Here is a 16,938-nt window from a genome sequence, read left to right on the forward strand (position 1 = left end):
GAGCCTGCGGCAGAACGGCCACCGCACGCCAGCGGATGTGCTCACTAGACCCGCACGGGTAGGCCCGTCACAGCTCACACGGAGCGGCGCGCCGCGCCCCGGTCAGCACGCACCGACCGGGAGCGACGCGTAAACGAGGTGGTACCGCGGTGCCGGCCGGGCTGCATACCCGGGCAGTGTCGTCCTCGTCGTTGGACACGAGTTGATGACGCCGATCAGGAGCCGCCCACCCCATGGCCTACCCCCAGACCAGCGCCGGAGCCGACGCGCTGACCTCCTCTCCGCGCTTCCCGGAGATCGAGCAGGCCGTGCTGGCCTACTGGCGCGAGCACGGCACCTTCGCCAAGAGCGTCGAGCAGCGCGACGCCGGCGAGGACGGCGCCAACGAGTACGTCTTCTACGACGGCCCGCCCTTCGCCAACGGACTCCCGCACTACGGCCACCTGCTCACCGGCTACGTCAAGGACGTCGTGCCGCGCTACCAGACGATGCGCGGGCGCCGGGTCGAGCGGCGCTTCGGCTGGGACACCCACGGGCTGCCCGCCGAGCTCGAGGCGATGGACCAGCTCGGCATCAAGACCAAGGACGATATCCTCGGTCTCGGGATCGAGGCGTTCAACGCCAAGTGCCGCGAGTCGGTGCTGAAGTACACCGACGAGTGGCAGGACTACGTCACCCGGCAGGCGCGCTGGGTCGACTTCGAGCACGACTACAAGACGCTCAACGTCGACTACATGGAGTCGGTGCTCTGGGCCTTCAAGAGCCTCTACGACAAGGGGCTGGTTTACGAGGGCTTCCGCGTGCTGCCCTACTGCTGGAACGACCAGACGCCGCTGTCCAACCACGAGCTGCGGATGGACGACGAGGTCTACCAGGTGCGCCAGGACCCGGCGGTGACCGTCGGCGCCCGCCTGCTGCCGAGCAGCAACGACGGGGTGCCGGACGACGATCTGCTCACCGGCGCGCTCGCGCTCGTCTGGACGACCACCCCGTGGACCCTCCCGGCGAACCTCGCGATCATGGTCGGCGAGGACATCGAGTATGTCGTGGTGAGGGCCCCGCTGCCGGGCGCCGGTGAGAATGAGGCGCCGCAGCGCTACCTCATCGCGAAGGAGCGGCTCGCGGCCTACGCGAACGAGCTGGGGGAGGACCCGGAGGTCCTGGCGACCTACACCGGCGCCGAGCTGGCCGGGCGCTCCTACGTGCCGCCGTTCAGCTACTACCAGGGCTGGGAGCGGGCGCACCGCCTCGTCGTCGCCGAGTTCGTCACCACGACCGACGGCACCGGCCTGGTGCACACCGCGGGCGCCTTCGGTGAGGACGACAAGGTGGTCACCGACCGCGAGGGCATCGAGCCGGTGATGCCGGTCGGCGCCGACGGTGCCTTCCTGCACCCCGTGGACGAATACGCCGGGATGCTCGTCTTCGACGCCAACGCCCCGATCCAGGACCACCTGCAGGCGGCGACGCGCCACCAGCTCGGCGACGGGCCTACCGGATCCGAGGCGCGGGAGCAGGGCAGCGTCACCGAGGGCACCGTGCTGCTGCGCCGGGAGAGCTACGCGCACTCCTACCCGCACTGCTGGCGCTGCAAGCAACCGCTCATCTACAAGGCGGTGTCGTCGTGGTTCGTCGAGGTGACGGCCTTCAAGGACGACATGCTGCGCACCAACGAGCAGATCACCTGGGTGCCGGAGCACATCAAGCACGGGCAGTTCGGCAAGTGGCTGGAGAACGCCCGCGACTGGTCGATCTCGCGCAACCGCTTCTGGGGCAGCCCGATCCCGGTGTGGCGCAGCGACGACCCGGCCTACCCGCGGATCGACGTCTACGGCTCCCTGGAGCAGATCGAGGCCGACTTCGGCGAGCTCCCGCGCGACCGGGAGGGAAACGTCGACCTGCACCGGCCGTTCGTGGACGAGCTGACCCGGCCCAACCCCGACGACCCGAGCGGGAAGAGCACCATGCGCCGGGTCGAGGACGTGCTCGACGTGTGGTTCGACTCCGGGTCGATGAGCTACGCCCAGGTGCACTACCCGTTCGAGAACGCCGACTGGTTCGAGCACCACTTCCCGGCGGACTTCATCGTCGAATACATCGGCCAGACCCGCGGCTGGTTCTACACGCTGCACATCCTCGCGACCGCGCTCTTCGACCGGCCGGCCTTCTCGACCTGCCTCTCCCACGGGATCGTGCTGGGCAGCGACGGGCAGAAGATGAGCAAGTCGCTCAAGAACTACCCCGATGTGCGCGACGTCTTCGACCGCGACGGCGCCGACGCGATGCGCTGGTTCCTCATGAGCAGCCCGATCCTGCGCGGCGGCAACCTCATCGTCACCGAGCAGGGGATCCGCGACGGCGTGCGCCAGACGATGATCCCGCTGTGGAACGCGTGGTACTTCTTCGGCCTCTACGCCAACGCCGCAGGCTACGAGGCGCGCTGGTCGACCGCGTCCGAGCACCAGCTCGACCGCTATGTGCTCGCCAAGACGCGGGAGTTCGTCGAGGCGGCGCAGGCGGCCTACGACGGCAACGAGATCGCGGTCGCCGCCGAGGTGATCCGCGACTTCGTCGACGTGCTGACCAACTGGTACATCCGGCGCTCGCGGGAGAGGTTCTGGGCCGAGGACGAGGCTGCGTTCGACACCCTCTACACCGTGCTCGAGAGCACCTGCCGCGTCGCCGCGCCGCTGCTCCCGCTGCTCACCGAGGAGGTATGGCGTGGGCTCACCGGTGGCGAGTCGGTGCACCTCACCGACTGGCCGGAGGTCGGCGACCTGCCGGAGGATCCGGAGCTGGTCGCCGCCATGGACACCGTGCGGGAGGTCTGCTCGACCGCCCTGGGCCTGCGCAAGGCGCAAGGGCTGCGGGTCCGGCTGCCGCTGCCCCGGCTCACGGTGGTGCTTCCGGACTGGCAGACCCTGGTGCCTGACAACCGTGCACGCGGCAGGATGGTGACCGACGCCATCATGGAGGAGGTCAACGTCCGCCAGTTCACGGTGCTGGACGCCAACAACCCGGACGCGCTCTCGGACCTCCAGGTCGAGCAGCGGCTCACCGTCAACGCCCGCGCAGCGGGCCCCCGCCTAGGCAAGCAGGTGCAGGCCGCCATCAAGGGTTCCAAGTCGGGCGACTGGGCGGTGGCCGAGGACGGCACGGTCACCAGCGGCGGCATCGCCCTGGAGGAGGGCGAGTTCACCCTGGAGACGGTCGTGGGCGGGTCCGCCGACGACGCCTCGTCGACGGTCACGGCGACGCTCTGCGGGCGGGGCGGCGGCTTCGTCGTGCTGGACACCGAGGTGACGCCGGAGCTGGCCAAGGAAGGGCTCGCCCGCGACCTGGTGCGCGCCGTGCAGGGCGCCCGCAAGGACGCCGGGCTCGACATCAGCGACCGGATCAGCCTCACCGTGGTGGGTGACGACGACGTGTGGGAGGCCGCGATGAGCCACCAGCAGCTCGTCATGAGCGAGACGCTCGCGGTGCAGTTCGGTGCGGCAGGCGCCGGGCAGGCGCTCCCGGACCAGAACGGTGCGCACCGGTCGAGCGCGACGCTCGACGGCGGACGTACCGTCGAGCTCATGATCAGCACGCTCGCGACGGAGGCACGATGAGCGACACGACGTCCGGCGACGGATTCTTCGTCGGCGACGACGGCAGCACCGAGCTCCCGCTCGACCCGGGCAGCGCCCTGCCCCCCGCCGACGTGACGTCGGTGGCTGGGCGGGGATCTGCGGCCACCGACGCGACGCCTCCGGAGGTGCTCGCGCGCTATGCCGAGGTGAGCGAGGCGATCCTCGCGCGCACCCCGGAGCACATGCCGGAGCCGACCCTGCACCGGGTGGCGCGGGTGATGGAGCTCATGGGAGACCCGCAGCGTGGCTTCCGGATGGTCCACCTCACCGGGACCAACGGCAAGACCTCGACCGCGCGCATCGTCGAGCGGCTGCTGCGCGAGATGGGCCTGCGCACCGGTCGCTTCACCAGCCCGCACCTGCACGACATGCGGGAGCGGATCAGCACCGACGGCGAGCCGGTGTCGGTCGAGGCCTTCCTCGCTGCCTACGACGACGTGCTGCCCTTCGTCGAGATGGTCGATGCCGAGAGCCTGGCCGCCGCCGACGAGGCGGACCGGGTGCGGATGACCTACTTCGAGGTGCTGGTATGCGTGGCGTATGCCGCCTTCGCCGACACCCCGGTCGACGTCGCCGTGGTCGAGGTCGGCCTCGGCGGGGTGTGGGACGCCACGTCGGTGGCCGACGGCGACGTCGCGGTCGTGACGCCGGTGGCGCTGGACCACACCCGGCTGCTCGGCGGCACGTTGGAGGAGATCGCGACCGAGAAGGCCGGGATCATCAAGGACGACGCGATCGCGGTCGTCGGCGTCCAGGAGCCGGAGGTCGTGCAGGTCCTCAGCGACCGGGCCGACGCGGTCGGGGCGCAGCTCAAGGCCGAGGGCGTGAGCTTCGGCGTGCTGGAGCGCGAGGTCGGGGTCGGTGGGCAGCAGCTGTCGGTGCGGGGTCTGGCGCGGGACTACACCGACCTCTTCCTGCCGCTGTTCGGCGAGCACCAGGCGCACAACGCGGCGATCGGGATCGCCGCGGTCGAGGCCTTCGTCGGCGGTGGGGAGCAGCCCCTCACCGACGAGGTGGTGCGCGGTGGGCTGGCCGACGTCAGCTCGCCCGGGCGGCTGGAGATCGTCCGGCGCTCGCCGACCGTCCTCGTCGACGCGGCGCACAATCCGGCGGGCGCGGCGGCGCTGGTCGAGGCCTTGCGGGAGTCCTTCACGTTCACCCGGCTCGTCGGGCTGCTCGCGGTGCTCGAGGACAAGGATGCCGAGCAGATGATCCAGGCCCTGGAGCCGGTGCTCGACCACGTCGTGGTGAGCCGCACGACCTCGCCGCGGGCGATCCGGCCGCAGCGCCTGGGCGAGCTGGTGGCGGAGTACGTCGGCGAGGACCGCGTCACCGTCGTCCCGGACCTGCCCGACGCCCTGGACACGGCGGCCGGCCTGGCCGACGAGGGCGGGGTCGGCGGCGCGGTGCTGGCGACCGGCTCGATCACCACCGCCGCCGAGGTCCGGATGCTCCTGGGCGTCACCACCACCTGACCGGCAGCCTCCTCTGCCCACTCCGGCAGCCCGGGGTCGTCCGCCCCAGGAGTATGCCGTGACCTCAGGCGCGCAGTGGACGCCAGGTCACGACCTCAGGCACCCGGACGGTCCCGAGGCCGGGCGCGCGACAGGTGAGCTGTTCGGCCGCGGTGACTCGCTCGACGATCACGGCGCGCCACCCGCCATACCCCTGCACGTCCACGTCCAGCTCCCAACGGGCCACGACCGAGTCCTCGCTCGTGTCCTCACCACGGTCGTCGCGCTGCCCAGCCTGAGCCGCCGCCCGCCAGTCACCCCCGACGGGCACCGCCACCGGCGGTCCACTGGCCCGCGCCCCTCCCCATGGCACCGACCAGCGCTCCATGGCCGCACTCACCCCCGCCTGCTCGATCCGGTCCGCGCCGATGCTGCCGCGCAGGTGCTCGACCGCCGGTGCGCCGTCGCGATGTCGCCGCACGACGTCCGCCGCCCCGTCGGCGTCCACTCCTCCGTAGCAGGCGCCGTCCGGCAGGACGATGACGTTGGCCGCGAAGCGGTCGCCCCCGGTGTGCGAGCACTCCCACGTCTGCTCCGGCCAGTGCCGAGCCAGGGCGGCCGCGACGGGTCGACCGCGCACCGCGCAGCAGACGTCCTTGCGGCCATGGGTGCACACCAGCAGCAACGGCTCGTCGAGCGGAGCGGGTGCGGCTGTCGGCTCTCCCGAGGCCTGCTGCTCGACCGCGTCGACGACGCCGAGGAGCTCCGCGCCCGAGGCCCAGGTGCCGCGCACCACCCTGGCGCCGACCGCCGCACCCGGGTCGACGGCATACCACCTCCACGGGCCGCGTCGACGCGTCAGCTCACCCGGTCGCCGGATCAGGAGCACGCGCGCCGACGCTGCGGTGGCGCGTTGCACCAGGTGGTCGCGGACATCGGCCGGCAGTGAGGTATGCGCGTTCGGGCCCCACCCGCCTCCGGTCTCGACCAGGACCAACCGCGGCTGCGGGGGCGCGGTGCCCGTCATGACGTCCCCGCGCCCGCGCGCTGCGTCGGAGCAGCGGGTCCGCATCGTCACCGGGAGGCGTCTAGTGCCGACACGGTCGCGATCCCACGCCGCACCAGCCCGCGGGCGAGGTCGAGCGTCTCGGCGTCGTCCAGCCCGGCAGCGTGGCCGAGCGCCCGCGCCGTGACCGGCGCTCCGTCGAGCAGGAGCTCCAGCGCTGGTCGGTATGCCCTCGGCAGGCTCAGCCCCGCGACCCGGGACCGCAGGGTGACGCGTCCGTCGGCCTCGGAGAGTGTCGGCACCAGGTGGCGCCGCAGCACCAGCTCGGTGTCGGGAGCCAGCGCGTCGGCTGCGGCGAGCTGGCGCAACGGGCGCACCGGCGCTGGCCGCTCGGCGGTGAGCCGGGTGCGGTGCAGCGCCTGCGCGACCGCAGCGGCCGGCATCTCCTGCACGGCGCGCACGAGGGCCTCCCGCACCACCTCGACATCATCCGCGATCGCCCCGGGGTCGTCGATCTGCGTGCCGAGGGGCAGGCTCTGCCGGACCTGGTCCGCGTCACCCAGGCCCCGGGATGCCAGGTCGAGCAGTTGCGTAGCCAGGTGATGCCGCGTCCAGGCGTGCACGCCGATGGTGAGGTGGGCGCTGATCTCGCCCTGCGCCCGGGCCGAGTGGATCCAGCCGCGGGGCAGATAGAGGCAGTCGCCGGGCCGGAGGGTGGTCTCGAGGAACGGCTCCTCGTCCGCGCGCGCCCGCACCTGCTCGGTCCGGTCGGTCCAGGGTTGAGTGCGCAGCGGCTGGTCCAGCACGGGCTCGCGCAGCGACCAGCGTTTGGTGCCGTGCACCTGCAGCACGAAGACGTCGTGCACGTCGTAGTGGTCGTCGAACCCCTGGTTGGCCGCCGGAGTGATGTAGGCGTTGACCTGCACCGGGCTGCCGAGGTCGGCCGCGAGGTCGGCGGCGAAGTCCCGGATCGGCCCCCAGGTGCGGTGCAACCCCTGAAGCACCAGGGTCGCGCCGTCGTCGAAGAGGCGCAGCAACCTGCTGTCGTCCACCTGGTCCGGCATCGCGGCGCCAGTGCCACCGCTCGCGGTGAACGCCGATTCCGGCAGCGTCGAGCCGTCCTTGGCGACGCGCAGGAACGGTGTCCGGAGGCCGCGATCCGAGACGAGTTCGTCGACGGCATCGAGGGAGAAGAGGTCGTCGAAGACGTCGCCGCCGCGGTCCTCGACCCCGGCCAGGTATGCCGTGCGCCCCCAGTGCTCCGCCCCGAAGTCCCCTGTCGCCGAGGCCCCCACCAGCCGGGTGAGGGCCGGTCTCCCGGCCCTCACCTCAGACGTGTCGGCTTCTATCACTGAGCGGAACCGTCGGCTCCGCCGTCGCCACCGGGGCCGGCGTGGCCGTCTGCTCCTCCGTCGGCTCCGCCGTCGCCACCGGGGCCGGCGTGGCCGTCTGCTCCTCCGTCGGCTCCGCCGTCGCCGCCAGGGCCGGCGTGGCCGTCTGCTCCTCCGTCGGCTCCGCCGTCGCCGCCGGGGCCGGCGTGGCCATCGGCTCCTCCGTCGGCTCCGCCGTCGCCGCCAGGGCCGGCGTGGCCATCGGCTCCACCGTCGGTGCCGGCCGTGCCCTCCTCAGCCTCCGGTACGTCCTGGAAAGGGTCGTTGTCCTGAGTGCTCATCCCGTCCACCTGTCTTGGTTGGTGCCTCCGAGCCGCGAAGCCCGCGACCCTGGTTCCGAGCATCGTGTGCGATGCCTGCGACCGCAACCTGGAGGAGCTAGTCCTGCGCGGCGAGCCAGGCGTCGAGGTCCTCGCGGGCCTCGGCATCGCGCTCGACGAGCATGTCGCGCATGAGCTGGATCTCCCCGGTCTGCGCGTTGACCATCCGCTGGGCCGCCGCGACGACCTCGGGCTGCGTGGCGTCAGCCAGCGCCGCCTCGGCCATGTCCACGCCTGCCAGGTGGTGGGTCGTCATGAGCTGCAGGAAGAGCACCTCGGCCTCCTGGCCGGAGGCGTCCGTGAGGGCCTGGATCTCCGTGGGCGTCGCCATACCAGGCATCGAGACTCCGGCCGGCAGGTCCATCTGGCCCCCCATGTCCGACTCACCCTCCATGTCGCCACCCTCGCCCGCGGTGCTCCCGGCCATGTCGTGACCGGCCATCGAGTCCTCCGTGGCCCCGTCGCCCCGTGCCATGGCGTCCATGCCCATGTCGGCCATCGGCATCCACTCCATGGGCTCCCCGGCCCGGGCCCGCGGCAGTCCCCAGTCGTCCAGCCAGGTGGCCATCATCCCGCGCTCGAAGGCCTGGTTGTTGCCGATGTCCACCGCCAGCCGCCGGGTCGCCTCGTCCTCGGTGCGCTGCATGACCAGCATCGACATCTCGACCGCCTGGGCGTGGTGCTCGCTCATGTCGCGGGCGAACCCGGCGTCCACCCCGTCGTCCGGGGGCGAGGGCCTACCGAAGGAGAGCCACCCCAGGAGCACCCCCAGGCACAGCGCGGCGACCGTCACCACGGCGAGGGCGGGGGCGCCGAAGGACCGCCAGCGTTCCCGCGCCGGAGAGGTCCCCCGGTCTGCCACCGATCCCTCGTCCTGATTCACCGGCGCCTCCCGCGCGTCATTCTCGGGGGAGTCCCCGGGCGTCCCGGTCATGGCCGCTGCACCTGGTCCTGGGTCACGCCGTTGCTGCACAGCGCGCCAGGCTCCGGGGTGTCCTCACCCTGGCGGTACTCCCGGATGAACGCCGTCAACGTCCGCTCGTCGGCCGTGTCCAGCATCATCTGGTGCGACCACGAGGTCGCGACCACCGGCGACTCCTGGTCCGCGTCCGGGCTGACCAGCATGTATTCGTCCTGGCCCAGCTCCTCCAGGACCGCGACCTGGTCGGCCGGGAGGTCAGGCTGGTAGGTCAGCCACACGGTCCCATGCTCCAGCGAGTGCACCGCGTGCTCGTTGGGCACTTCCTCGTTGTAGACGCCGCAGTCCCACCAGGCCGGGTGATGGGGACCGCCGACGGGCGGGTTCTCCGCGTAGTCGATCGGCTCCGTGGAATGCTCGCCCCCGGTGTAGTCGAAGTCCTCGACCCCGGACAGGTCGACCGTCGTTGGCGAGTCCCGCACGATCGCCAGGACCACCGCGCCCACGACCGCGGCGATGACCACCGCTGCCGTCCCCCAGATGAGGACGCCGCGCCGCCGCTCGGCGGCAGCCCCCGCCTTCTGGATCTTGGCCGCCTTCGCGGCGCGGTCGGTGGCCGCAGGGCTGCGGTCAGGTCTCGGCATCGGGGTGCTCCTGGTGCGGGACGGTCGTCGTCGGGACACGCTCAGGGTATGCCGTGTCGCTGGCGGGTTGCTGAGAAGCCTCCCAGGGTCGGTCTGGGAGGATGAGCGGGTGATCCCTGGCACCCTCACCCGACGTCTGTGTGCCACGACCCTGGTGGCCCAGGCGATGTCGGTCTTCTTCGGCGCGCTCGTCGCGTGGCGCCTGGGGCAGACGAACGACGACCCGCGGGCCACGACATACCTCTGGGGCGGTGTCGCCATCGCCGTGCTGTGCGTCGTCGCCGCCGGCGCGCTGCGCGGACGCGCAGGGATCGTGCTGGGCTGGCTCGCCCAGCTGCTCACGCTCGCCACGGGTCTGGTGCTGCCGGCGATGCTGCTCGTCGCCGGGATCTTCGGCGGCCTGTGGTGGCTCTGCCTCTCCCAGGGCCTGAAGCTGGACCGGCTCACCGCCGAGCGCGCCGCGGTCGAGGGTGAGCAGGCGGATACCCACTCCGACGTGGACGACGAGCAGGACGGCAGCTGACGTGGACTTCCTCACCGCGATCGTTCTGGGGATCGTCCAGGGTCTGACCGAGTTCCTCCCCATCTCCTCCAGCGCCCACGTCTCCATCGTCGGTCGGCTGCTGGGGCAGTCTGACCCGGGCGCCGCGTTCACCGCCATCACCCAGCTGGGCACCGAGGCCGCGGTGCTCATCTACTTCCGCCACGACATCGTGCGCATCGTCCGTGCCTGGTTCGCCGCGCTCGCCGGGCGGATCCCGCGCACCGACCCGGACGCCGTTCTCGGCTGGTGGGTCATCCTCGGCACCTTCCCCATCGGCATCCTCGGCCTGCTGCTGCAGGACTGGATCGAGACCGACCTGCGCAGCCTGTGGCTGACCGCGACGATGCTGCTCGTCTTCGCCTTCGTCGTCCTCGCCGCCGAGCGGGTGGGCACCCAACGGCGCGAGCTCTCGCAGCTCACCTGGAAGCACGGGCTCGCCTTCGGCTTCTGGCAGGCGCTCGCGCTCGTCCCCGGCGTCTCCCGCAGCGGCGGCACCATCGCCGGCGGCCTGTTCATGGGCTACACCCGGGAGGCGGCGGCGCGCTACTCCTTCCTGCTCGCGATCCCGGCCGTCCTCGCCTCCGGCGGCCTGCAGGTGTCCAAGGTGGTCACCGGCGACGCCATCGGCTCCGGCGCCGCGTGGGGGCCCATCTGGGTCGCCACCGCGCTCGCCTTCCTCGTCGGGTATGCCGTGATCGCCTGGTTCATGCGCTATATCACCACGCACACCTTCACGCCGTTCATGATCTACCGGATCGTGCTCGCCCTCGCGCTCTTCGCCCTCCTGGGCACCGGCGTGCTGCAGCCCTGACGGCCGCCCCGGCGACACCGCATACCCTGGAGCCGTGACCGACACGCAGACCGACCGCTCGCTCGTCCTCGTCAAGCCCGACGGCTACCGCCGGGGCCTGTCCGGGGAGGTGCTCCGCCGGATCGAGGCCAAGGGCTACACCCTGGCCGCGCTCGCCGTCGTGACCCCGACCCGCGAGCAGCTCGCCGAGCACTACGCCGAGCACGAGGGCAAGCCGTTCTACGAGCCGCTGCTGGAGTTCATGTCCTCCGGCCCGGTGACCGCGGCCATCATCGAGGGGCACGGCTGCATCCCGGGCTTCCGGGCGCTCGCCGGGGCGACCGACCCGACCGCCGCCGCCCCGGGCACCATCCGCGGCGACCACGGCCGCGACTGGGGCCTCAAGGTCCAGCACAACATCGTGCACGGCTCCGACAGCCCCGAGTCCGCCGAGCGAGAGATCGGCATCTGGTTCCCCGAGCACACCTGAGCCGCCCGGTCGGACCCGCCGGACGGCGCACGGCCAGCCGGATGAGGGTCGGCTCGCTCCACGCGCGACCCAGGCAGGTCCACCTCGATGACTGCGCGCAGCCGCGGCCGGTCGGCGTCGGCCCGCTCGATCCGGCCGCAGGTACTCCCGCACCAGCCGTCGGGACGTGAGCCGCCCGCGGTCCAGCTGCTGCTGCAGCTCGGCCACGCCGAGCGTGACGGTGCCGCGGGCCTCGTCCTGCGGCGCGGCCACCCTCGCGCAGGCACCGACCCCTCGCCTCTCCCGCCCGGGTGAGGTCACGATCTGATGTATCTGTCGGCGCAGGGGGTGCTCTGAGTGGTACCTGACCCCTAGGCTGGTCCCGCAGGGGCGAGCTGTGCGAGGAGGCCCTGAATGCCGCACCACGACGACTTCGTCCTCGTCCTGCCCCCGGAGATCCTGCGTCGCTACGACGCGCGTCTCCTCGATCCGGAGACCGCGCCGCGGCCGCGCGACGGTTCCGTGCCCTCTCCCACGGCATACCTCAACGGGCGGCTGCTCGTGCGCGGGCTGCTGGGGGTGTCGGCGCCGGACCGGATCGCGCGGCTCGAGGGCGCGCTGCGCGAGGCCGGTCTGCCCGTGCGTCTCCTCCCGGACGCGCGGGAGGAGTCCTTCTCCCGGTGGCTGAGCGGCGTGCTGGACGGCGAGGGCTCGGGGCGCGTCACGCCACAGGACGCACCGCGCGGTGCGATGGACCAGGGGTGGGAGGCTCGGATCACCCAGCTGGAGGCCAAGGCGCAGATCGGCCGGCTCTCCCTCGCCGAGCTCGACCGCGCCTCCCAGACCCGGGTCCACGTGCGGACGGACGAGGGCGCCGAGGGTGCGCCCGACCCGTGGGAGCTGCTGCTCGTGGCGCGCGAGGCCGGCGTGGACGTCGTGGACCTCGAGCACCTCGTCATCCCCGGCGGCGGCAACGGGATGTACTGGGGTGGCCAGGGCAACGGGATGTACTGGGGTGGCCAGGGCAACGGGATGTACTGGGGTGGCCAGAGCACCGGCCACACGGTGGTGGTGGCCGGGCGGACACCGGTCAGCGTGCCGCTGCCGGACCCCGCCGCGCACCTGCCGGAGAAGCGAGCCACGCGGCGGCCCGTGGTCGTCGTCCCGGACACCGGGATCGGCGCACACCCGTGGTTCGGTGCCTCGTCCGGCGTGGAGCAGCTGGACATGCTGCTCGACGCCGACCTGAGGCGGGCCCCCGGCGAGGTCGATCCGGAAGGGAGCGGGGTGCGGCAGGACCTCAGCGGCGTGCTGGACGCGCTCTCGGGGCACGGCACCTTCATCGCGGGCATCATCCGTCAGCAGGCTCCCGCTGCGCGCGTGGTCGGGCTGCCCGTGCTGGACAGCGCCGGGATCGCGGCTGAGGGCGATGTGCAGCATCTGCTGCGTCAGTTGCTCGTGGGGCACGAGCAGGCGCGGCAGGAGGGCTGGACCGACTTCGGCGCGAAGGGCGGCGTGATCGACGTGCTCAACCTGTCGCTGGGCTTCTACCACCAGGACGGCGAGCGGGAGGAGCACAGCGTGCGCGAGCTGATGCGCAGCTTCGCGGCCTCAGGGGTGCTCGTGGTCGCCGCGGCGGGCAACCAGGGCACCCGCACTCCGCTCTATCCCGCCGGGTGGGGGGCCAAGGCCGGGGTGACCCCCGGTGGTGACGAGCCGCCCCTGGTCGCGGTCGGTGCGCACAACCCGGACCGGAGCAGTGTGGCGCTCTTCAGCAACTCCGGCCCGTGGGTGACGACGCACCGGCCGGGCGTCAACGTCGTCAGCACCCTGCCCGAGACCCTGAACGGCTCCGGGGGCCCGGCCTGGTCCACCCGGGTGGACGGTCACCACCGCAGCACCGCCGACCCGGACGATCTCTCAGGAGGGTTCGGGGTATGGAGTGGCACGAGTTTTGCCGCCCCCTGGCTGGCCGGGGAGCTGGCCGCCCGACTGGATCCGGAGGACCTCGACGACACGGGGACCGAGGCCATGTGCCGCCGCGCCCGTGCGGCGCTCGGCGCCACCCTGGGGTGGACGTGATGCTCACCGACGACAGCGAGGAGACGGCGGCCCAGCGAGAGGTGTCGCTCGGCGACCGTGCCGGGGAGTGCTTCGCCCGCTACCGGCAGGGGCAGACCGAGGCGCTCGGACAGCTGGTTGACCTCGCCTCCCCGGTGCTGTGGCAGGTGGCCCGGGCCCACGGGTGCGACCGGGAGAGCGCCCAGGACGTCGTCCAGGACGTCTGGCTGCGCCTCGTGGACCACGCCGCCGACATCCGGGAGACGGGCGCGGTGCTCGGGTGGCTGGTCGTCTCGGTCAAGCGCGACAGCTGGCGGGTGGCCCGGCGCTCCCGCCGCACGGTGCACGACGAGTCCGGCACCGTGGACCCCGGGGAGACGACGGTCGGCCCCGAGGCCCTGGCCATCCTCACCGAGCGCCAGGAGGCGCTCTGGCGAGCCGTCGGCGGGCTCTCGGACCGCTGCCGTCAGCTGCTGCGGATCGTGGCCTTCTGCGACCGCCCGGACTACGACGAGGTGTCGGCGGCCCTGGGCATGCCGCGCGGCAGCATCGGCCCCACCCGGGGCCGGTGCCTGGACAAGCTCCGGCGTGCTCTCGCCGACGACCCGAGGTGGGTGGGTGCATGAACGACGACAGCACAGCAGGAGCACTCGCCCCGCTGGACGAGACCGACGCCGCGCTGCTGCGTGAGCTGCGCGAGACGGTCGACCGCCTCGACCCCTGCCCGGCCGGCCTGATGGATGACGTGAAGTTCGCGCTGACCGTGCAGGCGCTGCAAGCCGAGGTCGCCGAGCTCACGCAGGAGCCGGCTGCCCTGGTGCGCGGCGAGGACGACGACCCCGACCAGACCGCCACCATGACGTTCAGCACCGACAGCGTCAGCATCATGCTCACTGTCACGCCGGGTCGTGGCGGCGCGCGCGTCGACGGGTGGTTGACCTGCGACAGCGCCGACGTGGAGCTGCTCCGGCCGGACGGCAGCGGTGAGCGCACCGATGTCGAGGACGGGCGGTTCGTCTTCGTCGACGTGGCGGCCGGACCGACGCGCCTGGTCGTCCACCCGCCGCTCGCCCGCCCCGTCGTGACCCCGACGTTCGCCCTCTGACGTGTCCGGGGCGGAGTCGGATCGGGCCCGCGCCTCACCGGTCGCCGAGCTCTTCGACCGGGGGCGCAGCGCCAACGTCGGTGGTCGTCCCGCCGATGGAGAGCGGTTGCTGCGTCGGGCCCTGCGCCTGCTCTCCGCCCTCCCGGAGGACCGGCCGGTGCCCGGCTTCCGGTCGCTGGGTGGGGGCGACGCCGGGGTGCCCGAGGCACAGGCCCGGCTGCTGCTGTCGCTGAGCACGGCCCTGGTGCAGCGGCGGGGTGCCGAGCCCGCGGTGGCGACGGCCGAACGCGCCCTCGCGCTGGCCCAGGACGGCGTGGTGCAGGACCCCGAGGTGCGGGCCGAGCTCGTCGCGAAGTGCCGGCTGCAACGCGCGATGATCGCCGGTCGCACGGGTCATCTCGAGGAGGCGCTGCGGCAGCTGGACCTCGCGCTGGACGCGGTCGACCACCTGGGGCCGCTGGACCGCTACCAGCTGCTGCTCTCGCGCGGTGCCGTCCGCAGCGACGGCGCCGACCCGGCCGCGGCGGAGGAGGACTTCACCCGAGCCGCCGAGCTGGCGCGCGAGCACGGGCTCACCCAGCACGAGTTCATGGCGCGGCACAACATCGCCCAGGTCGCGTTGCTGCGCGGCGACCTGCCGCGCGCCCTACGCCTGCACCGTGAGCTGGAACGGCTCGGCGTCGACGCCTCCGTGGCCGTCGCCCAGCACGGGCGAGCTATCGCGCTGCTGCGGGCTGGTCTCCTGGAGGAGGCGCTGGAGCTGCTCGGTCAGGCCGCCGCCGCAGCCACCACGAGCGGGGAGTGGCTGCTGGCCGGGGATATCCAGGTCGACATGGCCGGGGCCTACCTCGTCCTCGACCGGTCCGAGGAGGCGGCCGAGGTCGCGCGGCGGGCGCGGCGCGTGCTGGTGCGCCGCGAGGCGCCGGGGCTCTACCGGCGCGCCGAGCTGCGCGTCCTCGAGGCCCGGCTGCAGCGGGGCCACCGCCTCGCGGAGGTGGCGCGGCGGGCGCGCCGGCTCGCCGAGGGATTCTCCCTCGACGGCGACCAGGTCGCCACCGACCTGGCGCACCTGCTCGCCGCCGAGGTCGAGCTCGCCCGTGGGCAGCCGGACGCGGCGCTGGAGCAGCTGCGCCAGCTGTCCAAGCTGACCCGGGTCGGATCGCTCAGCACCCGCATGCGTGCCCGCCGCGTCCTCGCCGAGGTCGCGCGCGCCCACGGCGACGTCACCAGCGCGCGCCGGCACCTGCGGGCTGCGCTCCTCGACCTCGTCGAGACGGTCACCGCGAGCGCGAGCCTGGAGGTCCGGGCCGCCACCCACCTCTACGCCCGAGATCTCGCGGAGCTCGACCTCGACCTCGCCGCCGGCGCCCCGCGCGGCACCCTGCTGGCGCTGGAGCGGTGGCGGGAGGCGGCCAGCCGCACCCCGGCGGTGCGCCCGCCGGAGGATCCCGAGCTGGCCCGCCGTGTCACGGTGCTGCGACACCTGCACCAGCAGATCGGCGACGATCCGGGTCGCGCCACGGCGCTGCGCGGCCGGGTGCGCGAGCTGGAGCGGTCCGTCGCGGCGCTGTCCTGGTCGGCTCCCGGCAGCACGGGCGTCCGCGAGGCGGTGACCCGGCGCGGGCTGGCGCGGGCCCTCACAATGGTCGCGGCGCAGGAGGCCAGCCTCGTCTATCTCACCGAGCGCCGGGGTGCCCTGGCGGCGGTGGTGGCGCGGGAGGGCCGCTGCCAGCTCGTCGAGCTCGGGCCTACCGGCCCGATCCACGAGGCGGCGCAGCGCCTGGTCGTGGACCTGCAGACCTGCGCCCGGGCCTATGGAGGGCCGATGGAGGACCGGCTCCGGGCCTCGCTCGCCCGGTCGCTGTGGTCGCTGGACGCCCTGGTGCTCGCCCCGCTGGCGGTCGAGGGCCGCGTGCTCGTGGTGCCCACCGCAGAGCTGGTCCCGATGCCCTGGGGCGCGCTGCCGAGCAGACGCGGCCACCCCACCCCGGCCGCGGCCAGCCTGACCTCGTGGTCGGAGCGCGCCGTCGCGGTCACCCGGCCCACCGTCCGCGCTCTGTCCGGCCCGGGCCTGACCCGTGCCGACGGCGAGATCCGCGCCGTGGCGGACGTCTGGTCCGACGGCGGGAGCACGGCGTGCGCGCGAGGCGACGACCTGGCCGAGGCACTGCATACCTCGGACCTCGTGCACGTGGCCGCGCACGGGCGGCACCGCGACGACAGCCCGCTCTTCTCCTCGCTCGACCTCGCGGACGGCCCGTCCTTCCTCGCCGACCTCGAACGCTCGTCGATCCGCGCCACCCAGGTGGTGCTGTCGGCCTGCGACTCCGGCCGGGCGCGGCACCGCGGCGGCGCGGCGGCGCTCGGTCTCGCCGCCGGGTTGCTGGCGCTCGGGGTGAGCAGCGTCGTGGCGGCGCCCTGCCGCATCCCGGACGAGGTCGCGGCGGATCACATGCCGCGCTACCACCGGTTGCTGGCGGGTGGTGTGCCCGCCGACGAGGCGCTGGCCCTGGCAGCCCTCGACGCCCATCCGCTGGCCGGGGCGTTCACCGCGTGGGGCGCCCCCTGGCGCGCCGGAGGGAGCGGTCGCACCGGCTGACTAC

Annotated in this window: 15 protein-coding genes; 10 read left to right on the forward strand and 5 right to left on the reverse strand. The window is 73.1% G+C overall.

What is annotated here, in order from left to right:
* The first annotated feature begins 233 nt into the window (after positions 1 to 233).
* Both ileS and AC5PYY_RS09025 read left to right on the forward strand, forming a co-directional pair.
* On the forward strand, positions 234 to 3,611 hold the full coding sequence (ileS, locus tag AC5PYY_RS09020; RefSeq protein ID WP_493896486.1) for an isoleucine--tRNA ligase: 3,378 nt from the start codon (positions 234 to 236) through the stop codon (positions 3,609 to 3,611).
* A complete protein-coding gene (locus AC5PYY_RS09025) occupies positions 3,608 to 5,107 on the forward strand; it encodes a bifunctional folylpolyglutamate synthase/dihydrofolate synthase (RefSeq protein WP_493896487.1) in 1,500 nt (499 codons plus the stop codon). Before ileS ends, AC5PYY_RS09025 begins: the two co-directional genes overlap by 4 nt.
* Positions 5,108 to 5,171: 64 nt before the next feature.
* Here AC5PYY_RS09025 and AC5PYY_RS09030 read toward each other — a convergent pair whose 3' ends face one another.
* The 5 genes from AC5PYY_RS09030 to AC5PYY_RS09050 all read right to left on the reverse strand — a co-directional run bounded on the left by AC5PYY_RS09030 (position 5,172) and on the right by AC5PYY_RS09050 (position 9,366).
* Positions 5,172 to 6,158 (reverse strand): ferredoxin family protein, encoded by a 987-nt coding sequence (locus AC5PYY_RS09030; RefSeq protein WP_493899351.1) that lies wholly within the window; start codon positions 6,156 to 6,158, stop codon positions 5,172 to 5,174.
* A gap of 2 nt (positions 6,159 to 6,160) precedes the next feature.
* Positions 6,161 to 7,420: a cupin domain-containing protein gene (locus AC5PYY_RS09035; protein ID WP_493896488.1), complete on the reverse strand. Its 1,260-nt coding sequence runs from the start codon at positions 7,418 to 7,420 to the stop codon at positions 6,161 to 6,163.
* A 1-nt stretch (position 7,421) separates the two neighbouring features.
* Positions 7,422 to 7,685, reverse strand: coding sequence for a hypothetical protein (locus AC5PYY_RS09040; RefSeq protein ID WP_493896489.1), 264 nt, complete (start codon positions 7,683 to 7,685; stop codon positions 7,422 to 7,424).
* Positions 7,686 to 7,861: 176 nt separating this feature from the next.
* Positions 7,862 to 8,737: a DUF305 domain-containing protein gene (locus AC5PYY_RS09045; RefSeq protein WP_493896490.1), complete on the reverse strand. Its 876-nt coding sequence runs from the start codon at positions 8,735 to 8,737 to the stop codon at positions 7,862 to 7,864.
* Positions 8,734 to 9,366 carry a thioredoxin-like domain-containing protein gene (locus tag AC5PYY_RS09050; RefSeq protein ID WP_493896491.1) on the reverse strand — a complete coding sequence of 211 codons (633 nt, stop codon included), beginning with the start codon at positions 9,364 to 9,366 and terminating at the stop codon, positions 8,734 to 8,736. Before AC5PYY_RS09050 ends, AC5PYY_RS09045 begins: the two co-directional genes overlap by 4 nt.
* Before the next feature lie 109 nt (positions 9,367 to 9,475).
* Here AC5PYY_RS09050 and AC5PYY_RS09055 point away from each other — a divergent pair, with 109 nt between their 5' ends.
* The 8 genes from AC5PYY_RS09055 (at position 9,476) to AC5PYY_RS09090 (ending at position 16,934) form a co-directional block, all read left to right on the forward strand.
* Positions 9,476 to 9,889 (forward strand): DUF4233 domain-containing protein, encoded by a 414-nt coding sequence (locus AC5PYY_RS09055; RefSeq protein WP_493896492.1) that lies wholly within the window; start codon positions 9,476 to 9,478, stop codon positions 9,887 to 9,889.
* A gap of 1 nt (position 9,890) precedes the next feature.
* The gene (locus AC5PYY_RS09060; protein ID WP_493896493.1) at positions 9,891 to 10,721 is read left to right on the forward strand and encodes an undecaprenyl-diphosphate phosphatase; all 831 of its coding nucleotides are present in this window, start codon (positions 9,891 to 9,893) and stop codon (positions 10,719 to 10,721) included.
* 34 nt (positions 10,722 to 10,755) lie between these two features.
* Positions 10,756 to 11,190: a nucleoside-diphosphate kinase gene (gene ndk / locus AC5PYY_RS09065; RefSeq protein WP_493896494.1), complete on the forward strand. Its 435-nt coding sequence runs from the start codon at positions 10,756 to 10,758 to the stop codon at positions 11,188 to 11,190.
* A gap of 87 nt (positions 11,191 to 11,277) precedes the next feature.
* The gene (locus AC5PYY_RS09070) at positions 11,278 to 11,484 is read left to right on the forward strand and encodes a hypothetical protein (protein WP_493896495.1); all 207 of its coding nucleotides are present in this window, start codon (positions 11,278 to 11,280) and stop codon (positions 11,482 to 11,484) included.
* A 99-nt stretch (positions 11,485 to 11,583) separates the two neighbouring features.
* Entirely contained in the window at positions 11,584 to 13,251 is a 1,668-nt protein-coding gene (locus AC5PYY_RS09075) for a S8/S53 family peptidase (RefSeq protein ID WP_493896496.1), read from the forward strand.
* On the forward strand, positions 13,251 to 13,856 hold the full coding sequence (locus tag AC5PYY_RS09080; protein WP_493899352.1) for an RNA polymerase sigma factor: 606 nt from the start codon (positions 13,251 to 13,253) through the stop codon (positions 13,854 to 13,856). The genes AC5PYY_RS09075 and AC5PYY_RS09080 overlap by 1 nt, the downstream gene beginning before the upstream one ends.
* Positions 13,853 to 14,335, forward strand: a complete 483-nt coding sequence (locus tag AC5PYY_RS09085) for a carboxypeptidase regulatory-like domain-containing protein (RefSeq protein ID WP_493896497.1) — start codon at positions 13,853 to 13,855, stop codon at positions 14,333 to 14,335. Before AC5PYY_RS09080 ends, AC5PYY_RS09085 begins: the two co-directional genes overlap by 4 nt.
* Before the next feature lies 1 nt (position 14,336).
* Complete coding sequence (locus AC5PYY_RS09090) at positions 14,337 to 16,934, forward strand: CHAT domain-containing protein (protein WP_493896498.1); 2,598 nt, start codon at positions 14,337 to 14,339, stop codon at positions 16,932 to 16,934.
* Positions 16,935 to 16,938 lie beyond the last annotated feature (4 nt).

The organism is Serinicoccus sp. JS2-9 (assembly GCF_059025165.1).

Excerpts from the sequence above, each read along its gene's own strand:
- AC5PYY_RS09080 (WP_493899352.1), top strand. The coding sequence starts at position 13,251 with ATGCTCACCGACGACAGCGAGGAGACGGCGGCCCAGCGAGAGGTGTCG.
- AC5PYY_RS09045 (WP_493896490.1), bottom strand. The coding sequence starts at position 8,737 with ATGACCGGGACGCCCGGGGACTCCCCCGAGAATGACGCGCGGGAGGCG.
- AC5PYY_RS09025 (WP_493896487.1), top strand. The coding sequence starts at position 3,608 with ATGAGCGACACGACGTCCGGCGACGGATTCTTCGTCGGCGACGACGGC.
- ileS (WP_493896486.1), top strand. The coding sequence starts at position 234 with ATGGCCTACCCCCAGACCAGCGCCGGAGCCGACGCGCTGACCTCCTCT.
- AC5PYY_RS09050 (WP_493896491.1), bottom strand. The coding sequence starts at position 9,366 with ATGCCGAGACCTGACCGCAGCCCTGCGGCCACCGACCGCGCCGCGAAG.
- AC5PYY_RS09085 (WP_493896497.1), top strand. The coding sequence starts at position 13,853 with ATGAACGACGACAGCACAGCAGGAGCACTCGCCCCGCTGGACGAGACC.
- AC5PYY_RS09030 (WP_493899351.1), bottom strand. The coding sequence starts at position 6,158 with ATGCGGACCCGCTGCTCCGACGCAGCGCGCGGGCGCGGGGACGTCATG.
- AC5PYY_RS09070 (WP_493896495.1), top strand. The coding sequence starts at position 11,278 with ATGACTGCGCGCAGCCGCGGCCGGTCGGCGTCGGCCCGCTCGATCCGG.
- AC5PYY_RS09075 (WP_493896496.1), top strand. The coding sequence starts at position 11,584 with ATGCCGCACCACGACGACTTCGTCCTCGTCCTGCCCCCGGAGATCCTG.
- AC5PYY_RS09040 (WP_493896489.1), bottom strand. The coding sequence starts at position 7,685 with ATGGCCACGCCGGCCCTGGCGGCGACGGCGGAGCCGACGGAGGAGCCG.